The organism is Qipengyuania sp. ASV99 (assembly GCF_047872805.1).
In the GTDB taxonomy this organism is placed as follows: domain Bacteria; phylum Pseudomonadota; class Alphaproteobacteria; order Sphingomonadales; family Sphingomonadaceae; genus Erythrobacter.
This window is the reverse complement of the sequence record NZ_JBLQUK010000008.1, coordinates 38,646-58,444: the sequence shown is the minus strand read 5'-3', so window position 1 is coordinate 58,444 and position 19,799 is coordinate 38,646. Positions and strand designations below refer to the sequence as shown.

The following is a 19,799-nucleotide window of genomic DNA, read 5'->3' as shown; positions in this document are numbered from 1 at the left end:
TTGACCTGTTACTGACATTTATGTAAGTTGCAATCTATGAACTTAAATTGAGTCGTCCTGCAAGGAACATTCTGATGGCTTTGATTGATCGTCCGCTGGTGTCGCCCGACCGCACAATTGCCGGGTTTCAGCCCATGAAGGTGCTGCATCACTTCGGCAAGCTGGTTGAGGACAAGGAAGACACCGAACAGGTGTTCCACATCATCGAAGCGACCAAGGGTAAGAAAAGCCACCGACAGGCGTGGGATTTCATCCGTTCGCCCGAAGGCCAGCGTTTCCTGAACGCTGAAGTCGATATTCCCGCCATGCTCGATGACCATTCCCGCTGGGCCGATCTGCCCGAAAACTCGGTCGGCAAACACTACATGGCTTTCATGAAACGCGAAGGGCTGACGGCGGCGGGGCTGGTCGCCGAAAGCCACAAATGGGCACCGCCGGAAAACCGCCCCGATGATCTGACAGAATGGTATTTCAACCGCCAGCGCGACACGCATGATCTGTTTCATGTGCTGACTGGCCATGGCCGGGATGCCTTGGGCGAGGCCTGCCTGCTCGGCTTCAGCTTCTCGCAAAATCACAATAAGGGCATACTCTTCATCGCCTATGCCGGGACGCGCCAGATCAAGAAGGTGACCGGCACCGCCGCGCCGCTGTTTTCTGCGGTGCGCGAGGGGCAGCGTCTGGGCAAAGCCGCGGCAAAGCTGGCGCATATGGATGTCGAGGCGGTGATGCGCGAAGACATCGACGCCGCCCGTGCGCGGCTCGGCATTGGCAAGCCGGTGATCTATCGCCAATGCCTCACGCAATTGCAGGGCGAGGGCTTTGCCGAGGAAACACTGAGCCTTTCAGCGCCGCAAACGGCCTAAATCGCCATCATTTGGCAATCGCCCCAATCGACGGCGAGGTGCCACAGCGCACCCAGAGCAAGCGCGCGCATCCACCAGCGCGGGATCATCAACATGGCAAGATAGGCTAAAGCTGCCTCCCATCCATGCAGCAAATGGAAGCCGACGCTGCACCGGTTCGGGTCGAACATCGGTGTTGCCAGAAGGTGATCGAGATCAATCAGGTTGGCAGCGACCATCACCGCCCCGCTGCGCTTCCATTCGCCGCGCCAGATCAGCGCCGCGATCAGGAACGGGGCGAGGAAATGCCCGCCGTAATGGAGGACGGGCTGGAGGAGGTTCAAATTACCCTCTTCTCGTCACCCCAGCGAAAGCTGGGGTCTCTGGCGTCTGGAAAATCGGCCTGAGATGCCAGCTTTCGCTGGCATGACGGGTAACGTGGGTCACCCGTCCATCCATTCGGCAAAGAAGCTTTCGTGCGCGGCCTTCATGTCTGCCAAGGTTGCGCCCAGCAGGCTGCCGCCGCCGACCGTGCCGATGCGATGGAAGCCGACCAGTTCGGCCTCAGGTATCTCCGGCCCGCGAGCAAGTTCGGCGTTGAACGCTTCGAGCATGTCGGGCGCAACAGTCACGATATAGCGTGCCTGATCTTCGCCGAACCACCACTGCGCGGCGGTGTAATTATCGCTGGCGCTGACATCGGCGCCGATCCCGCCGCTCATCGCCATTTCCGCGAGAGCCACTGCCAGCCCGCCGTCGGACAGATCGTGCACTGCATTGACAAGGCCATCACGGATCAGAGCGCGCACGATATGCGCCGCACCCAGTTCAGCGGCGAGATCAACCGGAGGCGCGCGCCCTTCGTCGCGGCCCTTGACCACGTCAAGCCATAACGATTTGCCAAGGTGCGACCGGGTCGGGTCAGGCTTGGCCCAGAATTCGGGAGCAATGAGGTAGATCGCGTCACCTTCCGCCTTGAAGGCGGTGGTTACCATCTTGCCGGCGTCTTCGAGAACCCCGACCCCGCCGATTGCGGGAGTGGGGAGGATGGCAGAACCGCCTCCGGTCGCTTTGCTTTCGTTATATAGGCTGACATTGCCCGACACGATCGGGAAATCGAGCGCGCGGCAGGCGTCGCCCATGCCTTCGAGGGCGTGGACGAATTGCGCCATGATTTCGGGTCGCTGCGGGTTGGCGAAATTGAGGCAATTGGTCACCGCCAGCGGGCGCGCACCAACGGCGCACAGGTTGCGATAGGCCTCTGCAATCGCTTGCTTGCCGCCTTCATACGGATCGGCATGGACGTAGCGCGGGGTGCAATCGGTGCTGATCGCCAGCGCCTTTTGCGTGCCGTGAACGCGCACCACCGCAGCATCACCCCCGGTCTGAAGCGTGTCGGCCATCACCTGGCTATCATATTGTTCGGCAATCCAGCGGCGCGAGGCGAGGTTGGGGCTCGCAAGCAGCGTCAGCAGGTCCGCACCCGGATTGTCGCTATCAGGGACATCCTGCATCGGGGTGATCCCCGCCCATGCGGTGTATTCCTCTTTCGAGAGGTAAGGGCGGTCATATTCGGGTGCATCTGCGGCAAGCGGGCCGAGCGGAATGTCACATACGACTTCGCCATTGAATTCGAGCACCATGTGCCGCGTATCGGTGACTTCGCCGATGACTGCGAAATCGAGCTCCCATTTGCGGAAGATCGCCTCTGCCATGCCTTCCTTGCCGGGCTTCAGCACCATGAGCATCCGCTCCTGGCTCTCGCTCAGCATCATTTCATAGGGCGTCATGCCGTCTTCGCGGCACGGCACCTTGTTCATGTCGAGCCGGATGCCCGCCTTGCCATTGGTCGCCATCTCGACGCTGGAGGAGGTCAGGCCCGCTGCGCCCATGTCCTGAATTGCGACTATGGCGTCGGTCGCCATGAGCTCAAGGCACGCCTCGATCAGCAGTTTTTCGGTGAATGGATCGCCGACCTGCACCGTGGGGCGTTTGGCTTCGGCATCTTCCTCAAAATCGGCACTGGCCATGGTCGCGCCGTGGATCCCGTCACGACCGGTCTTTGACCCGACATAGACGATTGGGTTGCCGAGGCCCGTCGCGGCGGAATAGAAAATCTTGTCGGCATCCGCGATCCCGACCGTCATCGCATTGACAAGGATATTGCCATCATAGGCCGGGTGGAAATTTGTCTCCCCGCCCACGGTGGGCACGCCGACGCAATTGCCGTACCCGCCAATCCCCGCGACCACGCCCTGCACCAGATGCTTCATCTTGGGATGATCGGGGCGGCCAAAGCGCAGCGCGTTCATGTTCGCCACGGGCCGCGCGCCCATGGTGAAGACATCGCGCAGGATGCCGCCCACACCCGTCGCGGCGCCCTGATAGGGTTCGATGTAGGACGGGTGGTTGTGGCTCTCCATCTTGAAAATGCAGGCCTGATTGTCCCCGATGTCGATCACGCCTGCGTTCTCGCCCGGGCCGCAAATCACCCACGGTGCCTCGGTCGGCAGCTTCTTCAGGTGCAGGCGGCTCGATTTGTAGCTACAATGCTCCGACCACATGACCGAGAAAATGCCCAGTTCGACAAGATTGGGCTCGCGGCCAAGCGCATTCAGAACGCGCTCGTATTCCTCCGGCGAAAGTCCGTGCTGAGCGACGGTTTCAGGCGTGATGTTGGTCATGCGCGCCGCCTTAATTCACAGGCGTGTCGACGCCAAGCCGCCGCGATGGGTGAAATAGCGATTCTTCCCCACCCAGACCGCAATTGCCGTCGTAACCGCAAAGGCGAAAAGCGCCTGAGCATAAATCAACAGGCCTATTTCTGCAGGATGCGGGGCAAACCAGTTGATTGTCTGGAACGCCAACAACACCCCCATCAGGATCAACGGCTGCGCCGCTGGGCCGCGTGAACGCTTCATGTAAAATGCGAAAGCCGCCAGCGTGATCCCGATTTCCAGCGGCATCGCAATCTCAGGGTAATTCCAAAGGCCCAGACCATACATCTGCGGCCCGCCCGCTAGCGTGAGATCGGGTCTATGCGTGATCCAGTCGAGCACCCAATGTGACACCGCCACCAAGGCCGCCAGCACGCCTGCAAGGCTGTCGCGGTGCCAAATGGCGACCACAATCGCCAGCGCCAGCGCCCAGACCGCTGTCCCCGCAAGGCTGTGGGTATAGGGCATGAAATAGAGATCGAGCGGCACCATCACCGTTGCCTCTGGGTCGATCCGGGCCTTTTCGATCCCCACCATTGCCAGCGAGAAAAACCCCCAATCGACCAATTGCGCTGCCACGAAATAGGTGCCCAGCTTTGGCCCCCGCGAATAGGCCGCTGCCGCAACAAATGCGGGAGCAAAGTGACCGATAAACATATGTGCGAGCCCCTGTTGCCGCGTCTGTGTTAAGGCGCTTGTTCAGCGCTGCGATGTTCGCCCATTATGGCGCTGCATGAAATTCAGTGTGATCCAGGTAACGATTGCACTGGTTGTTCCCGTGGCAAACGCGCCCCAGGCAATATCAATTATGGTGATATGGGTTGCCCAGACCCTTAACACCGCCTGGCTGGTCAGATCAAAGGTCGCATAACACAGCGCCCCCAGCAACGCGCCATTCAAAAATGCCACGCGCACCTGGCCGCTTTCAAGACCGGGGCGAATCGCGAACCAGAGTGTTCCGGCAATGTAGATCAGATAAAACGTCGCCGCCGCACCCGCGTCGAATTGATCGGCCATGATTTCGCCGATGACTGGCCGGTAGAGATTTGGCCCGGCCCATTGCAGCCACAGCGCATCAAGCACGCCAAAAATGACTGCGGCACAAAGACCTGCGATCACCCACTTCATCTTTGCAATATCCCCAATCCGCCCGGAAATGTCGGCACAGCGCCCGACGGGGAGCCTTGACCGGACCCTTAGTCAGCGTCAATGCTCGCGCCCATGGATGAGGGAAACAATTCTGCCAATCAAGCGGCGACAATCGCCGATATGACCTTTGAACAGGCGCTATTGGCGCTCGAAGAAATCGTGCAGCAGCTTGAACGCGGCGACGTGCCGCTCGATCAGTCGATTGATCTGTATGAACGCGGCGAAAAACTGCGCGCGGCCTGTCAGCAAAGGCTCGATACGGCGCAGGCCCGGATTGAGAAAATCGTCGCAGGCGCCGATGGCGAGCCAGTGGGCACCGCTCCGCTTGACGGGGACCGCTAGGATGAATGTGGTCGGGATCGAGGGAAACCTGCTTCACGACGGGCTTAGCCGGGTTCTGCGCGAAATTGATTCGGTTTTCGATGCGTTCCTGACGGTGCCCGGCGATACCCGCGCGCGCCTTGTCGAGGCGATGCGTTATGCCGCGATTGGCGGCGGTAAACGGGTCCGGCCATTGTTGGTGGTGAGCACTTCGGAATTGTTCGGGGTTGACCGGACCGCAGCCTTGCGCGCCGGTGCGGCGGTAGAGGCGATCCATGTCTATTCGCTGATCCATGATGATTTGCCATGCATGGATGACGACAGTCTGCGGCACGGCAAACCCACAGTTCACAAGGCCTTTGATGAAGCGACGGCGGTGCTGGCGGGCGACGCGCTGCATGCGCTGGCGTTTGAAATTCTCGCAGACCACGGCACCAGCGCTGATCCCTTTGTCCGCAGTGAACTGATAATGACACTCGGTGCGGCCAGCGGCATGAACGGCATGGCGGGCGGACAGATGATGGATATGGTCGCTGATGAAGAAGGCGTGGAATACGACCTCCACACGATCACCCGGCTGCAACAGCTGAAAACCGGCGCATTGCTGGCGGCGAGTGTCGAAATGGGAGCAATCCTGGGCAAAGCGCCTCCCGAAGGCCGCGCCCATCTGCGTGCTTATGCCCGCGACATTGGATTGGCGTTTCAGATTGCCGACGATTTGCTCGATGTCGAAGGCGACGCAGCCTTGGCTGGAAAGGCGCTGCGCAAGGATGAAAGCCAGGGCAAACAGACTTTCGTCACGCTGATGGGTGTGGAAAAAGCCCGCGAACAGGCCCGCGCACTGGTCGATCAGGCGGTGGCGCGGCTCGCCAATCACGGACGAGAGGCCGACATGCTGCGCGCGCTGGCGCGGTTTATTGTCGAGCGGGACAGATAACAGGGGAAAGCCGGGCGGCAGAATCCGGCATTTGCGAGAGGATGTTTTCACAATGACACGCCGCGTCGGGATTTATCCCGGAACATTCGACCCGATCACTTTGGGCCATGCCGATATCATCCGGCGCGGGTCCAAGCTGGTGGACTGGTTGATAATCGGGGTCACCACCAACCCATCCAAGAACCCGATGTTTTCCAACGAGGAACGCTTTGCCATGGTCGAACGCGAAGTTGCCGGGCTGGGGCTTGGCAATGTCGAAGTGGTCGGGTTCAACGCGCTGCTGGTGAAATTCGCGCAGAAACAGGGCGCGAGCGTCATTATACGCGGGCTGCGCGCGGTGGCAGACTTTGAATATGAATACCAGATGGCGGGCATGAACCAGCAATTGGACGACGAAATCGAGACGGTGTTCCTGATGGCTGATGTCTCGCTGCAACCCATCGCATCGAAACTGGTCAAGGAAATCGCTCTTTATGGCGGAGACATCACCCGCTTCGTAAGCGAGCCGGTGCGCGGCGAGGTTGATGCGCGGGTTCAGAAGATTGGACTGAAAGGCGACTACTGAGGCCGCCGACCGGCGCAAACAAGACTGTCGATGCGCCGCCGATCATTCATTGAAGTGTCAGGCACACGTCGTTAGACGCACTCTCTGATATGGATCATTTCGTGAAGATAAAAATGTTCAAGCATTCCTTTGGCGTATTTGCCGCGATGGCGCTTTTCGCCGCACCTTCGGCTGTTCTTGCACAATCCGATGAAGCAGAGCCGGATACATCTGCCGATGCCGCAGCGACCGGTGCGCCAGTGGATCAACGCACCTATCCCAACATCAATTTCGATCAGAGCGTGGAGCCGGAGAATATCTGGGTGCTCGATCTGTCGAACGGGGAACGGGTCAAGATTCGCCTGATGAGTGAATGGGCACCGCAACATGTGGAACGGATCAAGACGCTGACCCGCGAAGGTTTCTACGACGGGGTGATTTTTCACCGGGTGATCGATGGCTTCATGGCGCAAAGCGGCGACCCGACGGGAACAGGGCAGGGCGGTTCACAGCTTCCCGACCTCAACGAAGAATTCAACCCCATGCCGCATGTTCGCGGGTCCGTGGCGATGGCGCGTGCGACCGAGGAAAACAGCGCCAACAGCCAGTTTTTCATCGTGTTCTATCCGCGTTTCAGCCTGGATAAGCGCTACACCAATTTTGGCCGGGTGATTGACAATATGGCCGCCGTCGATGCGATCAATCGTGGGGAACCGCCGCAGAACCCGACGCGGATCTTGCAGGCCTCGCTGGCCAGCGACAATCGCCCTCGTCCGGCCGCTGCTCCTGAGCCTCTGGTAGAGCAGGACATCACTGCTGACCTGCTCAATGCACCGCTGCAGTAGCGGCGGATTTGCAATTGCGCGAATGCCGCGCGGGGCGGGCCTACCATGCGAGTTGACCTGTTTGATTTTGAGCTACCGCAGGAAAGGATAGCGCTGCGCCCGGTGCGTCCGCGCGACGCGGCACGGATGCTGGTGGTGCGCGGCGCAGATTGGCCCTTGGAGGATCGCGGCGTTCTCGACCTGCCAGAATTGCTCGAACCCGGCGATGTCCTTGTCTTTAACGACACCCGCGTGATCCCTGCCCAACTCGAAGGGCGGCGCGCCGGCGGCGAGGCGCGGATCGGCGCGACCTTGCACAAACGCATCGATCTTAGGCGCTGGCAGGCCTTCGTCCGCAACGCCAAGCGGGTAAAGGAAGGCGACCAGATCATTTTCGGCGGCGGGGTAACCGCCATCGCCGAGGCGCGCCACGGCGACGGTTCAATCACGCTGCAATTCGAAGGCACCGAACCGGTCGAGGTGCTGCTTGACCGCGCAGGCACCATGCCGCTGCCCCCCTATATCGCGCAGCGGCGCGGGGTGGATGAGCGCGACTACGAAGACTATCAGACCATGTTTGCGGCGGAGGATGGCGCGGTTGCCGCCCCCACTGCATCGCTGCATTTCACCGCGCGCCTGATCGCGGCGCTTGATGCGCGCGGGATCGGGCGCGAGATGTTGACGCTGCATGTGGGTGCAGGGACATTCCTGCCGGTAAAGGCCGACGACACCGCCGATCACCAGATGCATTGCGAATTCGGGCGTATTGACGCCGAAACCGCCGCTCGCCTCAATGCTGTGCGAAATGCAGGCGGGCGGATCATCGCAGTGGGAACAACCTCGTTGCGGCTGCTCGAAAGCGCGGCGGATGAAGGCGGCGCAATTCATGAATTTGCGGGCGATACCGACATTTTCATCACCCCCGGCTATACATTCCGCGCGGTGGACGGCCTGATGACCAATTTTCACCTGCCCAAATCGACGCTGATGATGCTGGTCAGCGCGTTGATGGGGCGCGAGCAGATGATGGCGGCGTACCGCCATGCCATCGCGCAGGAATATCGGTTCTATTCTTACGGCGATTCTTCGCTGTTGTTGCCGTGACTTAAGCTTGCAATCGCGCGGCCCTGTGCCACATGGCGGGGGTGAGCGAGACAATCCTGAAAATCGAAGGCCTGAGCAAGGTCTATGGCGGCGGCACAAGAGCGCTTGATGGGGTGGACCTGACCATCCGCAAGGGCGAGATTTTCGCGCTGCTTGGTCCCAATGGCGCGGGCAAGACGACTTTGATCGGTGCGGTCTGCGGGCTGGTGCGGCCCACGTCTGGCACGATCACGGCTTTCGGCTATGATCTGTCAAAGGAATGGCGTGCTGCGCGGGCGCGGATCGGTTTGGTTCCGCAGGAACTCAGCACCGACATGTTCGAAACGGTTGAGCGCGCGGTTGCCTATTCGCGCGGCCTGTTTGGCCATCCGCCGGACAAGGCCCGGATCGAGGAAATCCTGCGCTCGCTGAGCCTTTGGGAAAAGCGCAGCAGCCAGATCCGCGAACTGTCAGGCGGAATGAAGCGCCGCGTACTGATCGCCAAGGCGCTGGCGCATGAACCCGAACTGCTGTTTCTCGACGAACCCACCGCCGGGGTGGATGTTGAACTGCGCAAGGGCATGTGGGAGCAGATCGGCGCACTGCGCGAACGCGGCACGACCGTCATCCTTACCACCCATTACATCGAGGAAGCCGAGTTGATGGCGGATCGCGTCGGGATCATTCGCGGTGGACGCATCCTGATGGTGGATGACAAGCATGCCATCATGCAGCGTCTGGGCACCACCGAGGCGGTCATTACGCTGACCAAGCCATTGGGTGAACTTCCCGCATCCATCGCGGCGTTTCCGGTGACGCTGAACGATGATGGATCAGAGCTGTGTTATCGCGGCGGCGACGGCAGCGGCAAAGGCAGCGAAGAAGTCGCCGCCTTGACCAAGGCGCTGATCGGGGCAGGGATCGATTACAAGGGCATCGACATCCATGACAGTTCGCTGGAGGATATTTTCGTCGATCTACTTGCGCAAGAGGAGACCGCGTCATGAGCTTTAACGCGCGCGGCACCTGGTCGATCTATCAGCGCGAATTGATGCGCGCGATGCGCACCGCGTTTCAATCGATCCTTTCGCCAGTATTGACGACATCGCTCTATTTCGTGGTGTTCGGCACGGTGATTGGTGCGCGGATGGAGCCGGTCGGCGGTGTCCCCTATGGCGCATTCATTATCCCCGGCCTGCTGATGTTGACCCTGTTGGGCGAGACCACGAGCAATTCCAGTTTCGGCATCTATATGCCGCGCTTTACCGGCACGATATATGAGCTGCTCTCTGCGCCCGTGGGCGTGGCCGAGACGCTGATCGGATTTGTCGGTGCTGCGGCGACTAAGGGGCTGATCCTAGCTGCGATCATCTTGGGGACCGCGACTTTCTTCGTCGATTTCGAGATCGCCCATCCGCTGGCGGCGATTGGCTATATCATGCTGGTCGCGGCGAGTTTTTCGCTGTTCGGTTTTATCCTCGGTATCTGGGCTGACAGTTTTGAAAAGCTCGGGATCATTCCGCTGCTCATCCTGACACCGCTGACGTTCCTGGGCGGGACTTTCTATTCGATCGACGAACTGCCCGAACCGTGGAATACGATTGCGCTGGCCAATCCCATTGCCTTTCTGGTGAGCGGGCTGCGCTGGACATTTTACGGCACATCGGACGTTTCGATCTGGGTCTCGCTGGGCCTGACGCTTGGTTTCCTCGCAGTGTGTGTCGCGATCATCGCCTATATCTTCAAGACCGGTTGGCGGCTGCGGGAATGACACCCCGCTTTCAATTCACGCTCCATGCCACCGATGGCAAGGCGCGCACCGGCGTTATCCAGATGCAGCGCGGTGAGATTCGCACTCCTGCTTTCATGCCAGTGGGGACGGCCGCGACGGTCAAGGCGATGAAGCCCGAAAGCGTGCGCGCGACCGGGGCGGATATCATCCTTGGCAACACCTATCACCTGATGCTGCGCCCCGGAGCGGAGCGTGTTGCGCGACTAGGCGGACTGCACCGCTTCATGAACTGGGACCGTCCGATCCTGACCGATAGCGGCGGCTATCAGGTGATGAGCCTGTCCGAATTGCGCAAACTGACCGAGCAAGGGGTCGAATTTCGCAGCCATATCGACGGGTCAAAGCACATGCTCACCCCTGAACGGTCGATGGAAATTCAGCGCCTGCTCGGTTCCGACATCGTGATGGCGTTTGACGAATGTCCGCGCGCCGACCGTCCGCGCGATGACATTGCCGACAGTATGGAGTTGTCGATGCGCTGGGCGCGACGCAGCCGCGACGCCTTCAACAGCGGCGGGGAACATGCGGAGCGTGCCGCGCTGTTCGGCATCCAGCAAGGCGCGCTCGACCGCGAATTGCGGGCAATCAGCGCGCAAAAACTGACCGGGATTGGCTTTGATGGTTATGCGGTGGGCGGGCTTGCGGTGGGTGAGGGGCAGGCGGCGATGTTTGGCGTGCTCGATTACGCTCCCGACATGCTCCCCGCTGACCGCCCGCGCTACCTGATGGGTGTGGGCAAGCCCGATGACCTCGTCGGCGCGGTTGAACGCGGGATCGACATGTTCGATTGCGTGCTGCCGACCCGATCAGGCCGCAATGGGCAGGCGTTTACCTGGAACGGCCCGCTGAACCTGCGCAATGCGCGCCATGCGGAGGATTCCGGGCCGCTAGATGAAAAGTGCGCCTGCTCCGCCTGCGCCAGCTACTCGCGCGCCTACCTCCACCATTTGCATAAAAGCGGGGAGATATTGGGCGCGATTCTGGTGACGGAGCACAATCTCACCTTTTACCAAGCCTTGATGCAGGCCATGCGCGATGCCATTGGGGCGGGGCGGTTTGCCGATTTTGCCGCTAATTTCCGGCGCGATTACATAAAGTGAATGTTGGTTCTGGCGTTATGTCAGTTTCGGTGTAACCTAAACCGCATTGAAATCGGATTGAGTGTTGAAATGCGGTTTGTCGTGGTCCTTTTTGCAATGCTTCTCGCCTTTGGGTCGGTTGGCCCAGGTATGGCGCGGGCTGAGGCCGCGGGGTTTGAGAGCGGGCAATCGGACTTTGCCACACCGTGGCACAATTGCATGGATGATTGCTGCACCGATTGTCCGGAATTGGATCATTGCAAGATTGTTTGCGGCGCGGCGATGCTTTCTCCGCCGATTAACAGCGATGGGTCATTTGCTATACAGCAACATCGCGCAACTTCGGCACGATCGATCCTTGGGCATGATAACAAGCCGCAACCGCCGCCGCCGCGATCCGAATCCTGAAGAACCCACACGATTGTATTTTCAGATATTTGGAGAATTTCTATGAAACTGATTACCAAGTTTGCGGCGCTTTCTGCGCTGCTTACCTCGACCGCCGCAATGGCTGCAAACAACGAAGCCGTGGCAGAGGCGTGCTGTGCGCTTGCCATGTGCTGCGGACTGCCTTGCTGCTAAGTAGATGAAGGGGCTGGGGGCGGGTTCGCTCGTCCCTAGCCTTTTCTTTTGGCGATGGTGTCAGCGCCGGATTGAAGCGCGGCAAAAGTTCCATCATCAGGCTCGACATGACAGCATTGAACCGCCAAATGGCGGCGATGGACAAACCATTCAGCCTCCCCGAAGACTGCGAAACCATGGCCGATGTGCGCGCGGGCGTCGATGCAACCGACCGTGAGCTGGTCGCGCTGCTTGATCGCCGGTTCGGCTACATGCGCGCCGCCGCGCGGATCAAACCGGTGCGGGCTGCGGTGCGCGATGAAGAACGCAAGGCTTCAGTGATCAATGCCGCGGTGGCTGACGCAGAGGCGCGCTGCCTGCCCGGCGATGTAATCGCCGACATCTGGGAACGGCTTGTCGAAGGCTCAATCGCCTATGAATTTGCCGAATGGGACCGGACTCGCGATTAGGAACTGCCTCGATTGAGGAACCGCGCAAGGCGCATCTCTTTCTTGCCCGGTTCGGCCTGTCTGATTGTGCGAGCCAGTTTTTCGACCTTGGCGGCCCATTTTGCCGCATGCTTTTCCGCTCCGCCGAATTTGACCTGGCCCAGCGGCAGGATGCGCACCGGCTTGAACCCGCAGAAACCCAGCACTTGACCTTTCCAACGGCGAATGATCGAATTGCCATAGGAGAGCCACAGGAAGATCGGCGGCGTATCCATCGTGATAATAGCATCGGCAGATCGGCCAGCCATATGGCGATCCCACCAGGTGTCATTGTCATGATAGGCGAATGTAAAACCAGGCAGCAAGACCCGGTCGAGCAATCCTTTTAGTGCGGCAGGCTCCGCGCCCCACCACATCGGGAAAAAGAAAGCAACGTGGTCGCAGGCATCCAGCGCTTGCGCAAAAACCAGAAGGTCAGGTTCCCAATCCGTGCGCTGGCGATAGCCATGGGCAAGGTTTGGCGAAAAGATCATGTCGCGCACGGCAATCCGGGTGACTTCGCAGCCAGACGGCAACGCTTCCGCGTAGCGATCGAGCAAATGCGTGCAATACCGCCCCCGATCGGGATGGCCGTCCACCAGCAGCACCTTCATTCTCTGATCCCCCTATTGCCACGGCGGATCATGGCGGCGTCTGGCGCAAATGAAAAGGGCGATCCGTGAGGACCGCCCTTTGCTGTTTCATAATTTCGCTGAGGATCAGCGCGAATAGAATTCGACGACCAAATTCGGTTCCATCGTCACCGGATAAGGCACTTCGTCAAGTTTGGGCACGCGGCTGAACGACACTTTGTCGTTGCCATCGGGCACGACATAGTCGGGAATGTCGCGCTCTGGCAGGCTTTGCGCTTCGATCACGAGCGCCATTTCCTTGGCTTTGTCGCTCAGGCTGATGACATCGCCGACATCGCAGCGGCGCGATGCGATGTTGCACTTCACGCCGTTCACGCGGATGTGGCCGTGGCTCACAATCTGGCGAGCCGCAAAGATCGTCGGGGCGAATTTGGCGCGGTAGACAATCATGTCAAGGCGGCGTTCAAGCAGCCCGATCAGGTTCTGGCCGGTGTCACCTTTCATCCGGGTGGCGTCCTTGTAGGTCGACCGGAACTGCTTTTCGGTCACATCGCCGTAATAGCCCTTGAGCTTTTGCTTGGCGCGCAATTGCAGGCCAAAGTCGCTGACTTTGCTCTTGCGGCGCTGACCATGCTGGCCGGGGCCATAGGCGCGCTTGTTGATCGGGGAATTGGGGCGACCCCAGATGTTTTCACCCATCCGCCGGTCGAGTTTATACTTGGCGCTTTTGCGCTTCGACATATGTCTTTCCTTCAAATTTGCAGGACCAACCACATGTTGGCCATTGAACCCGGCCTCGCACCAATCAGCTTTTGCGCTGATTGCGGCCGCCGCTTCACCGGGGTGCGGAGCCAAATTGCGAAGGCGCGCCCTTAACTGCGGGCGGAGGACACGTCAAGCGAGAAGGGGGATTGGCGCAGGTTCAGCGTTGCTGGTTGAGTTCGCGCCAGCCTGCTACGGTGCGGCACACGCGCGTCTTGCGGCGGCTCGACATATCGAGACGGATGCTGCGGCAGATCAATTCGTCTTCGCCTGCTTCCTCTTGCGCTGCGCTTTCAACGGGCACTGCATCGCTGGCAGGCGCGGCGTCCTGTTCAGGCTGAGCTTCATCGGCTGTGCTGGTCGCTTCCTCGGCCTGCTGCGCACCCGCAGAATCGGGATTTGCGGCCGAAGCCGGAGCGGTCAGGGCGAAAGCGGCAGCGAGCGCCAACAGCGGGACGATGGATTTCATCAATGATCTCACAGATTTCGGGGGAAAGAGAGGGATTGCTGAAGTTTCTAGCGAGAGCGATCCAGCCTGTCCAGATCGCCCTAGTCCTCGCCTGCATCTGAGCGCGGCTTGCGACCAAGCGTGGTCAGAATGCCGCGCATCGTGCGCACCTCCAGATGGTTCCAGCCTGGCTTGGTCAACATGCTGCGCAGATTGCGCCGCGTGGTTTCGCTGCGCGCTTCGGGCAGGAAATAGCCGCGCGGAGCCAGCAGTGTCTCGAAATGTTCGATCAGCCCCTCCAGCTCGGCCTGCGGGGCAGGGGGGAGCCACTCCTCCTCCGCCGTAGGTTGCACCAGTTCACTGGCAGCGCCCGACGTCTCGCGCAGCCTGCGCGCCCATTCATAGGCGACCAAAATAACGGCTTGCGCCAGATTGAGCGACCCGAATTCAGGGTTGATCGGGACGGTCAGGATGCGGCGCGCCAAGGCTACGTCCTCGGTCTCCAGCCCCGCAGCCTCACGCCCGAACAGCACGGCGTGACGCCCGGCCTCATTGTGAAACAGCTGCGCCGCTTCACCCGGCGTGACAACCGGTTTGGTCACGCCGCGCTTGCGGACGGTGGTGGCATAGACATATTCGCAATCGGCGACCGCATCGGCGGTGCTGGCATAGACCTTTGCTTGATCGAGCACGATATCTGCCCCCGCCGCCGCCGGACCCGCCGAAGGGTTGGGCCAACCATCGCGGGGGTTGACGATCCGCAATTCCGTCAGCCCGAAATTGAGCATGGCCCGCGCTGCCTTGCCGATATTTTCGCCCAGTTGTGGACGCACAAGGACAATGATGGGCCTATTCGCCGCGTTCATGGGGACGCTATTCCTTTGCCGCGTCAGCGACAGTGCTGGCGAATTCTTCAAAATCGCGGGCTTCGGAAAAATCGCGGTAGACGCTGGCGAAACGGATATAGGCGACGCTGTCGAGCTGTTTCAGCCCTTCCATCACCATTTCACCGATCTGTGCAGAGGCGACCTCTGGTTCGCCTGCGGTTTCCACTTGCCGCTGGATGCCTGAGATCAACTGATCTATGCGTTCCTGCGAAACCCCACGCTTGCGGCAGGCGAGCGCCACCGATTGTTCGATCTTGAGCCGGTCGAACGCTTCCCGGCGGTCCCCCGATTTTACGATGGTTACCTCGCGCAACTGCACGCGTTCAAATGTAGTAAAGCGCGCGCCGCACGACACGCATTGCCGTCGCCGCCGGATGGCGCTCGAATCCTCGGTCGGGCGACTGTCCTTCACCTGTGTGTCATCATTGGCGCAAAAAGGGCAGCGCATGGCAGGTCTGGATCAGCTTGCGGGATAAACGGGGAAGGCGGCGCACAATTCGGCGACCCGCGAACGCACGCTTTCCTCAATCTGGGCGTCGCCTTCCGGCCCGTTCTTTGACAGGCCATCGACCACTTCGGCGATCAGCTTGCCGATTGTGCGGAATTCCGCCGGACCAAAGCCGCGCGTGGTGCCCGCGGGCGTGCCCAGCCGAACACCGCTGGTGACAAAGGGCGAGCGTGTGTCGAATGGAATGCCGTTCTTGTTGCAAGTGAGCCAGGCGCGATCGAGGCCTTTCTCGGCATCCTTGCCGGTCACGTTCTTCGCGGTGAGATCAACCAGCATGGAGTGATTGTCGGTGCCGCCCGAAACGATCCGCAGGCCGTGGTCCTCAAGGCTGCTGGCCAGCGCGCGCGCGTTTTCGACGACGCGGTGGGCATAGGTCTTGAATTCGGGCCGCAGCGCCTCGCGGAATGCCACTGCCTTGGCCGCGATCACATGCATCAGCGGGCCGCCCTGCAAGCCGGGGAATACCGCCATGTTGAGCGGCTTTGTGAATTTCTCATCGTTCCAAAGGATGATCCCCGAACGCGGACCGCGCAAGGATTTGTGCGTGGTCGAGGTGACGATGTCGCAATGCGGGAAGGGCGAGGGATGCGCGCCGCCCGCGACCAGACCGGAGATGTGACTCATATCGCACAGCAGCACAGCGCCAACCTCATCTGCGATGGCGCGAAACGCGGGGAAGTCCCAAGTGCGCGAATAGGCCGTGCCGCCGCAGATAATCAGTTTTGGCTGATGCTCGCGTGCCTTGGCCGCGACCTCATCCATGTCGATCAGCTCGTCGCCCTGACGCACGCCATAGGACACGACGTTGAACCACTTGCCGCTCATATTGACGGGCGAACCATGGGTTAGGTGCCCGCCCGAATTGAGGTCGAGCCCCATGAATGTGTCTCCGGGCTCAAGCAGGCCGAGGAACACCGCCTGATTCATTTGCGAGCCCGAATTGGGCTGCACATTGGCGAAATCACAGCTGAACAATTGTTTGGCCCGGTCAATCGCCAGCGTTTCGACCACGTCGGCATATTCGCAGCCGCCGTAATAGCGTTTACCCGGATAGCCCTCGGCATATTTGTTGGTGAAGACGCTGCCAGTCGCCTCAAGCACTGCTTTTGAGGCGATATTCTCGCTGGCGATCAGCTCAATCTTGTCCTGCTGACGTTTGAGCTCGCTGCCAATGGCGGCCGCGATTTCAGGGTCCGCCGTGGCAAGATCATCATGCCAGAATCCGTTCATCGCGGTGTCCTCAAGATTGAAAATCGTGCTTGGCTGAGTGCTCATTGATGGGTCTCTATGTGATCGGACAAAAGCGGCGGGATGCCCAGTTTGGTTACGCGGCGGCGGTGCCGTCCATCGGGATTGTTGGCATCGGCAAATTCGGTGCTTAGAAAGGTCGCAACGCAGGACTTGGCCATTTCGATCCCGATCAGACGCGCGCCCAGCGCAATGCAATTGGCATTGTTGTGTTCGCGCGACAAGGCTGCCGAAAGCGGGTCCGATACCATCGCGCAGCGCAAGGCCGGGTGGCGATTGACGCTGATCGATATGCCGATGCCCGATCCGCACAGCGCGATGCCATATTCGGCGGTGCCGTCGGCGATGACTTCGGCCAGTTTATAGCCGTAATCGGGGTAATCGACGCTCTCGCCCGCATCAGGGCCGAGATCGGCGACTTCGTGGCCTTCGTCCATCAACCATTCGGCAAGCTCTGCCTTCATGTCGGTGGCGGCGTGATCGGAAGCTATGGCAATACGCATGCGGGCTACATAGTCACCGCAGCGCCCGGACTCCACCCCGCTAAGGCAGCTTTTCGACGTATCTGGCACTGTCTATGATTGATCCATGTTTGTTTTTGGCAATTCTCGGCGCAGAGTGACCCTTGTGCCGGGGCCCTACATGTTTCATCCCCGCGTCCGTTCACACCAAGAATATTGGGTTCGCACCATGCGTTTTGCTTTCCTTGCCCTGTTGCTATCTGCTTTGGCATTGCCAGCGTGGGACGCGGCCAGCGCTGAACCGGGGTCGGCAGCAGAGCGGGTGTCGCGGGCCTCCGCGCTCGGGGGCGGTTATGGCGCGGTGGTGATATCGGTCCGCAGCGAGATATATCTCGACGATCCATTGCAGGTCTATTTCCTGCGCGATGGGGGGAGCATTGCCAATGACAATGATGTTGTGCGGTTTGAACGGCGGCAGGGCTTTTTCGCATTCGGCAACGACACGCTTGAATACAAGGTAGCCGTCTTCGCGTTGCCCGCCGGGACATACCGGTTGGTTGCGCATGGAATGAACTGCCCCAAGATCCCGGCAGAGGATGAGCGCTGCCTTATCGATGTGCAGGGGCTGGGCGGGAGCGAAGAATTATCCCGTCCCAGCCGCGGTTATGGGGATGATGCCCCAAGATTCGAAGTGCGCGAGAGATCGGTGACATATGCTGGCGATTTTGCCCTGACTGCGCGCAATTCGGTCGAATGGTCGCCCATACCTGAACAGGAATTGCGGCGCATCCGCCGCGACTTTGCGCGGCTTCCTGAAGCGCCAGCACCCTTTGTGCCAGACGAATACAAGCTGAAATACGGCCTTACCCCGCGCCATTACGAGGACGACCGCAACCGGCGTTACTAGAGCAAGAGCGTGCGCGGTTTCGGCATGGGCTTGTGACGAACCGCGTTCAGCATCGCATAGACGGTGCGCGCTGCGGCAAGGATCAGCACCCCGAACGCAATCGCGCCGGCCACGAGTGCACCGAAAAGAAAACCCTCTTCGCCGTGGCTGATCAGAATCGAGATGCCGCAAAAAATCGCGATCAGGAAAGCGCCGATCATCATCCAGAACGTGCGGATGAGATATTGGAACTGGCTGCGCTCCCATTCCTCGCATCGCCCTTCGACAAAGACATGCGCGAGCACCACGCCGACGACACACGAAAAGAACGTGAAATAGGTGCAAAGATACAGCGCGCAGATGATAAAGGGACGGTTGGCGAGCAAATCAGTTGCGCGCCATTCTCCGCGTTCGTCCGGCGTAGGGAGCCGGGGCGGCTGCTCGGTCATTTCTGCGCCTTCTTCAACACCTTGTTCAGCCATTTCCAGAGCGCGTCCACTTCCTGTGCCGCCTTGCCCGAAGGGTCGATTTCGGCGGCGGTTTCGCCCTTTGCACTTGATCGGTGGAAAGCGGCGCGGTCGCCCAATTCGACGGGACAGATCGAAAGACCCATGCCTTCGGCGGTCTTGCGTGCTTCGTTGGCCAGCACGGTCGCGCCCGTTGGAACAGCGTTGAGCACGACAAATGCGGGCGTTTTGGCAAAGCTGACAAGGTCGGCAATCGGTTCAAGCGCAGCCAGATCAAAGGCGCGCGGCTTGGTCGGGATCAGCACGATATCGGCCGCCTTGATCGCCTCCCGCGCGGCGGCATCGGCATGGGGCGGGGTGTCGATGACAATGAATTCGACCCCGTTTTTCTTCGCGCTTTCGATAGTGCGGGTCAGCCGGGCAGGGGGCGCGGTCACGACCACAGGCAGGAAATCCCCGCGCCAATCGCCCCATGCCGCAGCGGTGGCCTGCGGATCGGTGTCGATGACGCAGCTTTCCTGGCTGGCCTGCGCTGCACGAGTGGCAAGATTAACCGCGAGGGTGGTCTTCCCAGAGCCGCCCTTTTGGCTGACGATGGCGATGATGGTTGGCTGGTCGGTTTTAGGCATCGATCAAGCTTAAATTGCTGCGGCGCACAATCAATAGCTTTTGTTTGCTTTGATGGCGAGGATGAAGACTCGCTTTGCCCCTATTGATATTCGATCTCGGTCGGGTGATCCATGCTCGCTACTAGCGCCTCGATCCGCGTTATGTCTTCTTGGATCCAGCTTCCATTCGGCAAGTCTGGGCCAGGCGAGACCTCATTGCCGCCACAGCTAAAGCATACCGAGACATCGCCAATGAGCTCTCCGTCCGCGCCTGTGTAACGGAAAAAATGGTGCGGTATGAAGCAGGCGGCCGCTTCGCCCACGCCATGATCAGTGATGATTGTGAACGATGCCCCCAACTCGGTGCGTTGCGCGTCGGTGAGGGTCGCCACAGGTCCCGCCGCAATCGCATCCCTCAAAGAGCTCGTTCCACTCGTATCAATAAACAGCTGAACTGTGGCCGCCTCGGGGAAGGGCTCAAAAGGCGAGGTTAAAACCGCATTTGGCGCTTCATCGTCAATATCTGCGCAAGCTGGCATGAGCAGAGCAAGGACGAGGGCCGCAAAATGTATTTTCACGGCAATCGCTGGC

At 60.0% G+C, this 19,799-nt stretch carries 26 protein-coding genes; 12 read left to right on the top strand and 14 right to left on the bottom strand.

Going from position 1 to position 19,799, the window contains the following annotated elements; translation table 11 throughout:
• Positions 1-74 precede the first annotated feature (74 nt).
• On the top strand, positions 75-866 hold the full coding sequence (locus ACM64M_RS10420) for a Coq4 family protein (RefSeq protein ID WP_416228625.1): 792 nt from the start codon (positions 75-77) through the stop codon (positions 864-866).
• On the opposite strand, the gene ACM64M_RS10415 is transcribed toward ACM64M_RS10420, so the two are convergent.
• The 4 genes from ACM64M_RS10415 to ACM64M_RS10400 form a co-directional block, all read right to left on the bottom strand.
• Positions 863-1,189, bottom strand: coding sequence for a DUF6122 family protein (locus ACM64M_RS10415; protein WP_416228624.1), 327 nt, complete (start codon positions 1,187-1,189; stop codon positions 863-865). The two genes, ACM64M_RS10420 and ACM64M_RS10415, sit on opposite strands and share 4 nt — an antisense overlap.
• A 99-nt stretch (positions 1,190-1,288) precedes the next feature.
• Positions 1,289-3,529: a phosphoribosylformylglycinamidine synthase subunit PurL gene (gene purL, locus ACM64M_RS10410; protein WP_416228623.1), complete on the bottom strand. Its 2,241-nt coding sequence runs from the start codon at positions 3,527-3,529 to the stop codon at positions 1,289-1,291.
• Positions 3,530-3,544: 15 nt separating this feature from the next.
• Entirely contained in the window at positions 3,545-4,219 is a 675-nt protein-coding gene (locus ACM64M_RS10405) for a hypothetical protein (RefSeq protein ID WP_416228622.1), read from the bottom strand.
• 42 nt (positions 4,220-4,261) lie between these two features.
• The gene (locus ACM64M_RS10400; RefSeq protein WP_416228621.1) at positions 4,262-4,690 is read right to left on the bottom strand and encodes a DUF2177 family protein; all 429 of its coding nucleotides are present in this window, start codon (positions 4,688-4,690) and stop codon (positions 4,262-4,264) included.
• 93 nt (positions 4,691-4,783) lie between these two features.
• On the opposite strand from ACM64M_RS10400, the gene ACM64M_RS10395 reads away from it, so the two are divergent.
• The 10 genes from ACM64M_RS10395 (at position 4,784) to ACM64M_RS10350 (ending at position 12,322) form a co-directional block, all read left to right on the top strand.
• Positions 4,784-5,053 (top strand): exodeoxyribonuclease VII small subunit, encoded by a 270-nt coding sequence (locus tag ACM64M_RS10395; protein ID WP_416228620.1) that lies wholly within the window; start codon positions 4,784-4,786, stop codon positions 5,051-5,053.
• 1 nt (position 5,054) lies between these two features.
• On the top strand, positions 5,055-5,969 hold the full coding sequence (locus ACM64M_RS10390) for a polyprenyl synthetase family protein (RefSeq protein ID WP_416228619.1): 915 nt from the start codon (positions 5,055-5,057) through the stop codon (positions 5,967-5,969).
• Positions 5,970-6,021: 52 nt separating this feature from the next.
• The gene (coaD, locus tag ACM64M_RS10385; protein WP_416228618.1) at positions 6,022-6,534 is read left to right on the top strand and encodes a pantetheine-phosphate adenylyltransferase; all 513 of its coding nucleotides are present in this window, start codon (positions 6,022-6,024) and stop codon (positions 6,532-6,534) included.
• A 113-nt stretch (positions 6,535-6,647) separates the two neighbouring features.
• Positions 6,648-7,358, top strand: a complete 711-nt coding sequence (locus ACM64M_RS10380; RefSeq protein ID WP_416228698.1) for a peptidylprolyl isomerase — start codon at positions 6,648-6,650, stop codon at positions 7,356-7,358.
• A gap of 45 nt (positions 7,359-7,403) precedes the next feature.
• Positions 7,404-8,441 (top strand): tRNA preQ1(34) S-adenosylmethionine ribosyltransferase-isomerase QueA, encoded by a 1,038-nt coding sequence (gene queA / locus ACM64M_RS10375; protein ID WP_416228617.1) that lies wholly within the window; start codon positions 7,404-7,406, stop codon positions 8,439-8,441.
• Positions 8,442-8,482: 41 nt separating this feature from the next.
• Positions 8,483-9,427 (top strand): ABC transporter ATP-binding protein, encoded by a 945-nt coding sequence (locus ACM64M_RS10370; protein ID WP_416228616.1) that lies wholly within the window; start codon positions 8,483-8,485, stop codon positions 9,425-9,427.
• Complete coding sequence (locus ACM64M_RS10365) at positions 9,424-10,191, top strand: ABC transporter permease (RefSeq protein ID WP_416228615.1); 768 nt, start codon at positions 9,424-9,426, stop codon at positions 10,189-10,191. Before ACM64M_RS10370 ends, ACM64M_RS10365 begins: the two co-directional genes overlap by 4 nt.
• Positions 10,188-11,312 carry a tRNA guanosine(34) transglycosylase Tgt gene (tgt, locus tag ACM64M_RS10360; protein ID WP_416228614.1) on the top strand — a complete coding sequence of 375 codons (1,125 nt, stop codon included), beginning with the start codon at positions 10,188-10,190 and terminating at the stop codon, positions 11,310-11,312. The genes ACM64M_RS10365 and tgt overlap by 4 nt, the downstream gene beginning before the upstream one ends.
• A gap of 429 nt (positions 11,313-11,741) precedes the next feature.
• Complete coding sequence (locus tag ACM64M_RS10355; protein WP_416228613.1) at positions 11,742-11,873, top strand: hypothetical protein; 132 nt, start codon at positions 11,742-11,744, stop codon at positions 11,871-11,873.
• Positions 11,874-11,980: 107 nt separating this feature from the next.
• Positions 11,981-12,322, top strand: coding sequence for a chorismate mutase (locus tag ACM64M_RS10350; RefSeq protein WP_416228612.1), 342 nt, complete (start codon positions 11,981-11,983; stop codon positions 12,320-12,322).
• Here ACM64M_RS10350 and ACM64M_RS10345 read toward each other — a convergent pair.
• The 7 genes from ACM64M_RS10345 to ACM64M_RS10315 all read right to left on the bottom strand — a co-directional run bounded on the left by ACM64M_RS10345 (position 12,319) and on the right by ACM64M_RS10315 (position 17,289).
• On the bottom strand, positions 12,319-12,954 hold the full coding sequence (locus tag ACM64M_RS10345) for an NAD(P)H-dependent oxidoreductase (protein ID WP_416228611.1): 636 nt from the start codon (positions 12,952-12,954) through the stop codon (positions 12,319-12,321). The two genes, ACM64M_RS10350 and ACM64M_RS10345, sit on opposite strands and share 4 nt — an antisense overlap.
• Positions 12,955-13,059: 105 nt before the next feature.
• Complete coding sequence (rpsD, locus tag ACM64M_RS10340; RefSeq protein ID WP_416228610.1) at positions 13,060-13,674, bottom strand: 30S ribosomal protein S4; 615 nt, start codon at positions 13,672-13,674, stop codon at positions 13,060-13,062.
• A 181-nt stretch (positions 13,675-13,855) separates the two neighbouring features.
• Positions 13,856-14,164: a hypothetical protein gene (locus ACM64M_RS10335; protein ID WP_416228609.1), complete on the bottom strand. Its 309-nt coding sequence runs from the start codon at positions 14,162-14,164 to the stop codon at positions 13,856-13,858.
• An 80-nt stretch (positions 14,165-14,244) separates the two neighbouring features.
• Entirely contained in the window at positions 14,245-15,009 is a 765-nt protein-coding gene (locus ACM64M_RS10330) for an RNA methyltransferase (RefSeq protein ID WP_416228608.1), read from the bottom strand.
• A 7-nt stretch (positions 15,010-15,016) separates the two neighbouring features.
• Positions 15,017-15,478: a transcriptional regulator NrdR gene (nrdR, locus tag ACM64M_RS10325; RefSeq protein ID WP_416228607.1), complete on the bottom strand. Its 462-nt coding sequence runs from the start codon at positions 15,476-15,478 to the stop codon at positions 15,017-15,019.
• A 12-nt stretch (positions 15,479-15,490) separates the two neighbouring features.
• The gene (gene glyA, locus ACM64M_RS10320; RefSeq protein WP_416228606.1) at positions 15,491-16,813 is read right to left on the bottom strand and encodes a serine hydroxymethyltransferase; all 1,323 of its coding nucleotides are present in this window, start codon (positions 16,811-16,813) and stop codon (positions 15,491-15,493) included.
• Entirely contained in the window at positions 16,810-17,289 is a 480-nt protein-coding gene (locus ACM64M_RS10315; protein ID WP_416228605.1) for an RpiB/LacA/LacB family sugar-phosphate isomerase, read from the bottom strand. The genes glyA and ACM64M_RS10315 overlap by 4 nt, the downstream gene beginning before the upstream one ends.
• Before the next feature lie 187 nt (positions 17,290-17,476).
• Here ACM64M_RS10315 and ACM64M_RS10310 point away from each other — a divergent pair, with 187 nt between their 5' ends.
• A complete protein-coding gene (locus ACM64M_RS10310; RefSeq protein WP_416228604.1) occupies positions 17,477-18,154 on the top strand; it encodes a hypothetical protein in 678 nt (225 codons plus the stop codon).
• Here ACM64M_RS10310 and ACM64M_RS10305 read toward each other — a convergent pair.
• The 3 genes from ACM64M_RS10305 to ACM64M_RS10295 all read right to left on the bottom strand — a co-directional run bounded on the left by ACM64M_RS10305 (position 18,151) and on the right by ACM64M_RS10295 (position 19,786).
• Positions 18,151-18,582 (bottom strand): hypothetical protein, encoded by a 432-nt coding sequence (locus ACM64M_RS10305; RefSeq protein ID WP_416228603.1) that lies wholly within the window; start codon positions 18,580-18,582, stop codon positions 18,151-18,153. The two genes, ACM64M_RS10310 and ACM64M_RS10305, sit on opposite strands and share 4 nt — an antisense overlap.
• Positions 18,579-19,229: a ParA family partition ATPase gene (gene parA, locus ACM64M_RS10300; RefSeq protein ID WP_416228602.1), complete on the bottom strand. Its 651-nt coding sequence runs from the start codon at positions 19,227-19,229 to the stop codon at positions 18,579-18,581. The genes ACM64M_RS10305 and parA overlap by 4 nt, the downstream gene beginning before the upstream one ends.
• An 80-nt stretch (positions 19,230-19,309) precedes the next feature.
• Positions 19,310-19,786, bottom strand: coding sequence for a hypothetical protein (locus ACM64M_RS10295; RefSeq protein ID WP_416228601.1), 477 nt, complete (start codon positions 19,784-19,786; stop codon positions 19,310-19,312).
• Positions 19,787-19,799: the final 13 nt, after the last annotated feature.

Excerpts from the sequence above, each read along its gene's own strand:
- ACM64M_RS10420 (WP_416228625.1), top strand. The coding sequence starts at position 75 with ATGGCTTTGATTGATCGTCCGCTGGTGTCGCCCGACCGCACAATTGCC.
- purL (WP_416228623.1), bottom strand. The coding sequence starts at position 3,529 with ATGACCAACATCACGCCTGAAACCGTCGCTCAGCACGGACTTTCGCCG.
- ACM64M_RS10405 (WP_416228622.1), bottom strand. The coding sequence starts at position 4,219 with ATGTTTATCGGTCACTTTGCTCCCGCATTTGTTGCGGCAGCGGCCTAT.
- ACM64M_RS10400 (WP_416228621.1), bottom strand. The coding sequence starts at position 4,690 with ATGAAGTGGGTGATCGCAGGTCTTTGTGCCGCAGTCATTTTTGGCGTG.
- ACM64M_RS10395 (WP_416228620.1), top strand. The coding sequence starts at position 4,784 with ATGGATGAGGGAAACAATTCTGCCAATCAAGCGGCGACAATCGCCGAT.
- ACM64M_RS10390 (WP_416228619.1), top strand. The coding sequence starts at position 5,055 with ATGAATGTGGTCGGGATCGAGGGAAACCTGCTTCACGACGGGCTTAGC.
- coaD (WP_416228618.1), top strand. The coding sequence starts at position 6,022 with ATGACACGCCGCGTCGGGATTTATCCCGGAACATTCGACCCGATCACT.
- ACM64M_RS10380 (WP_416228698.1), top strand. The coding sequence starts at position 6,648 with ATGTTCAAGCATTCCTTTGGCGTATTTGCCGCGATGGCGCTTTTCGCC.
- queA (WP_416228617.1), top strand. The coding sequence starts at position 7,404 with ATGCGAGTTGACCTGTTTGATTTTGAGCTACCGCAGGAAAGGATAGCG.
- ACM64M_RS10365 (WP_416228615.1), top strand. The coding sequence starts at position 9,424 with ATGAGCTTTAACGCGCGCGGCACCTGGTCGATCTATCAGCGCGAATTG.
- tgt (WP_416228614.1), top strand. The coding sequence starts at position 10,188 with ATGACACCCCGCTTTCAATTCACGCTCCATGCCACCGATGGCAAGGCG.
- ACM64M_RS10355 (WP_416228613.1), top strand. The coding sequence starts at position 11,742 with ATGAAACTGATTACCAAGTTTGCGGCGCTTTCTGCGCTGCTTACCTCG.
- ACM64M_RS10350 (WP_416228612.1), top strand. The coding sequence starts at position 11,981 with ATGACAGCATTGAACCGCCAAATGGCGGCGATGGACAAACCATTCAGC.
- ACM64M_RS10345 (WP_416228611.1), bottom strand. The coding sequence starts at position 12,954 with ATGAAGGTGCTGCTGGTGGACGGCCATCCCGATCGGGGGCGGTATTGC.
- rpsD (WP_416228610.1), bottom strand. The coding sequence starts at position 13,674 with ATGTCGAAGCGCAAAAGCGCCAAGTATAAACTCGACCGGCGGATGGGT.
- ACM64M_RS10335 (WP_416228609.1), bottom strand. The coding sequence starts at position 14,164 with ATGAAATCCATCGTCCCGCTGTTGGCGCTCGCTGCCGCTTTCGCCCTG.
- ACM64M_RS10330 (WP_416228608.1), bottom strand. The coding sequence starts at position 15,009 with ATGAACGCGGCGAATAGGCCCATCATTGTCCTTGTGCGTCCACAACTG.
- nrdR (WP_416228607.1), bottom strand. The coding sequence starts at position 15,478 with ATGCGCTGCCCTTTTTGCGCCAATGATGACACACAGGTGAAGGACAGT.
- glyA (WP_416228606.1), bottom strand. The coding sequence starts at position 16,813 with ATGAGCACTCAGCCAAGCACGATTTTCAATCTTGAGGACACCGCGATG.
- ACM64M_RS10315 (WP_416228605.1), bottom strand. The coding sequence starts at position 17,289 with ATGCGTATTGCCATAGCTTCCGATCACGCCGCCACCGACATGAAGGCA.
- ACM64M_RS10310 (WP_416228604.1), top strand. The coding sequence starts at position 17,477 with ATGCGTTTTGCTTTCCTTGCCCTGTTGCTATCTGCTTTGGCATTGCCA.
- ACM64M_RS10305 (WP_416228603.1), bottom strand. The coding sequence starts at position 18,582 with ATGACCGAGCAGCCGCCCCGGCTCCCTACGCCGGACGAACGCGGAGAA.
- parA (WP_416228602.1), bottom strand. The coding sequence starts at position 19,229 with ATGCCTAAAACCGACCAGCCAACCATCATCGCCATCGTCAGCCAAAAG.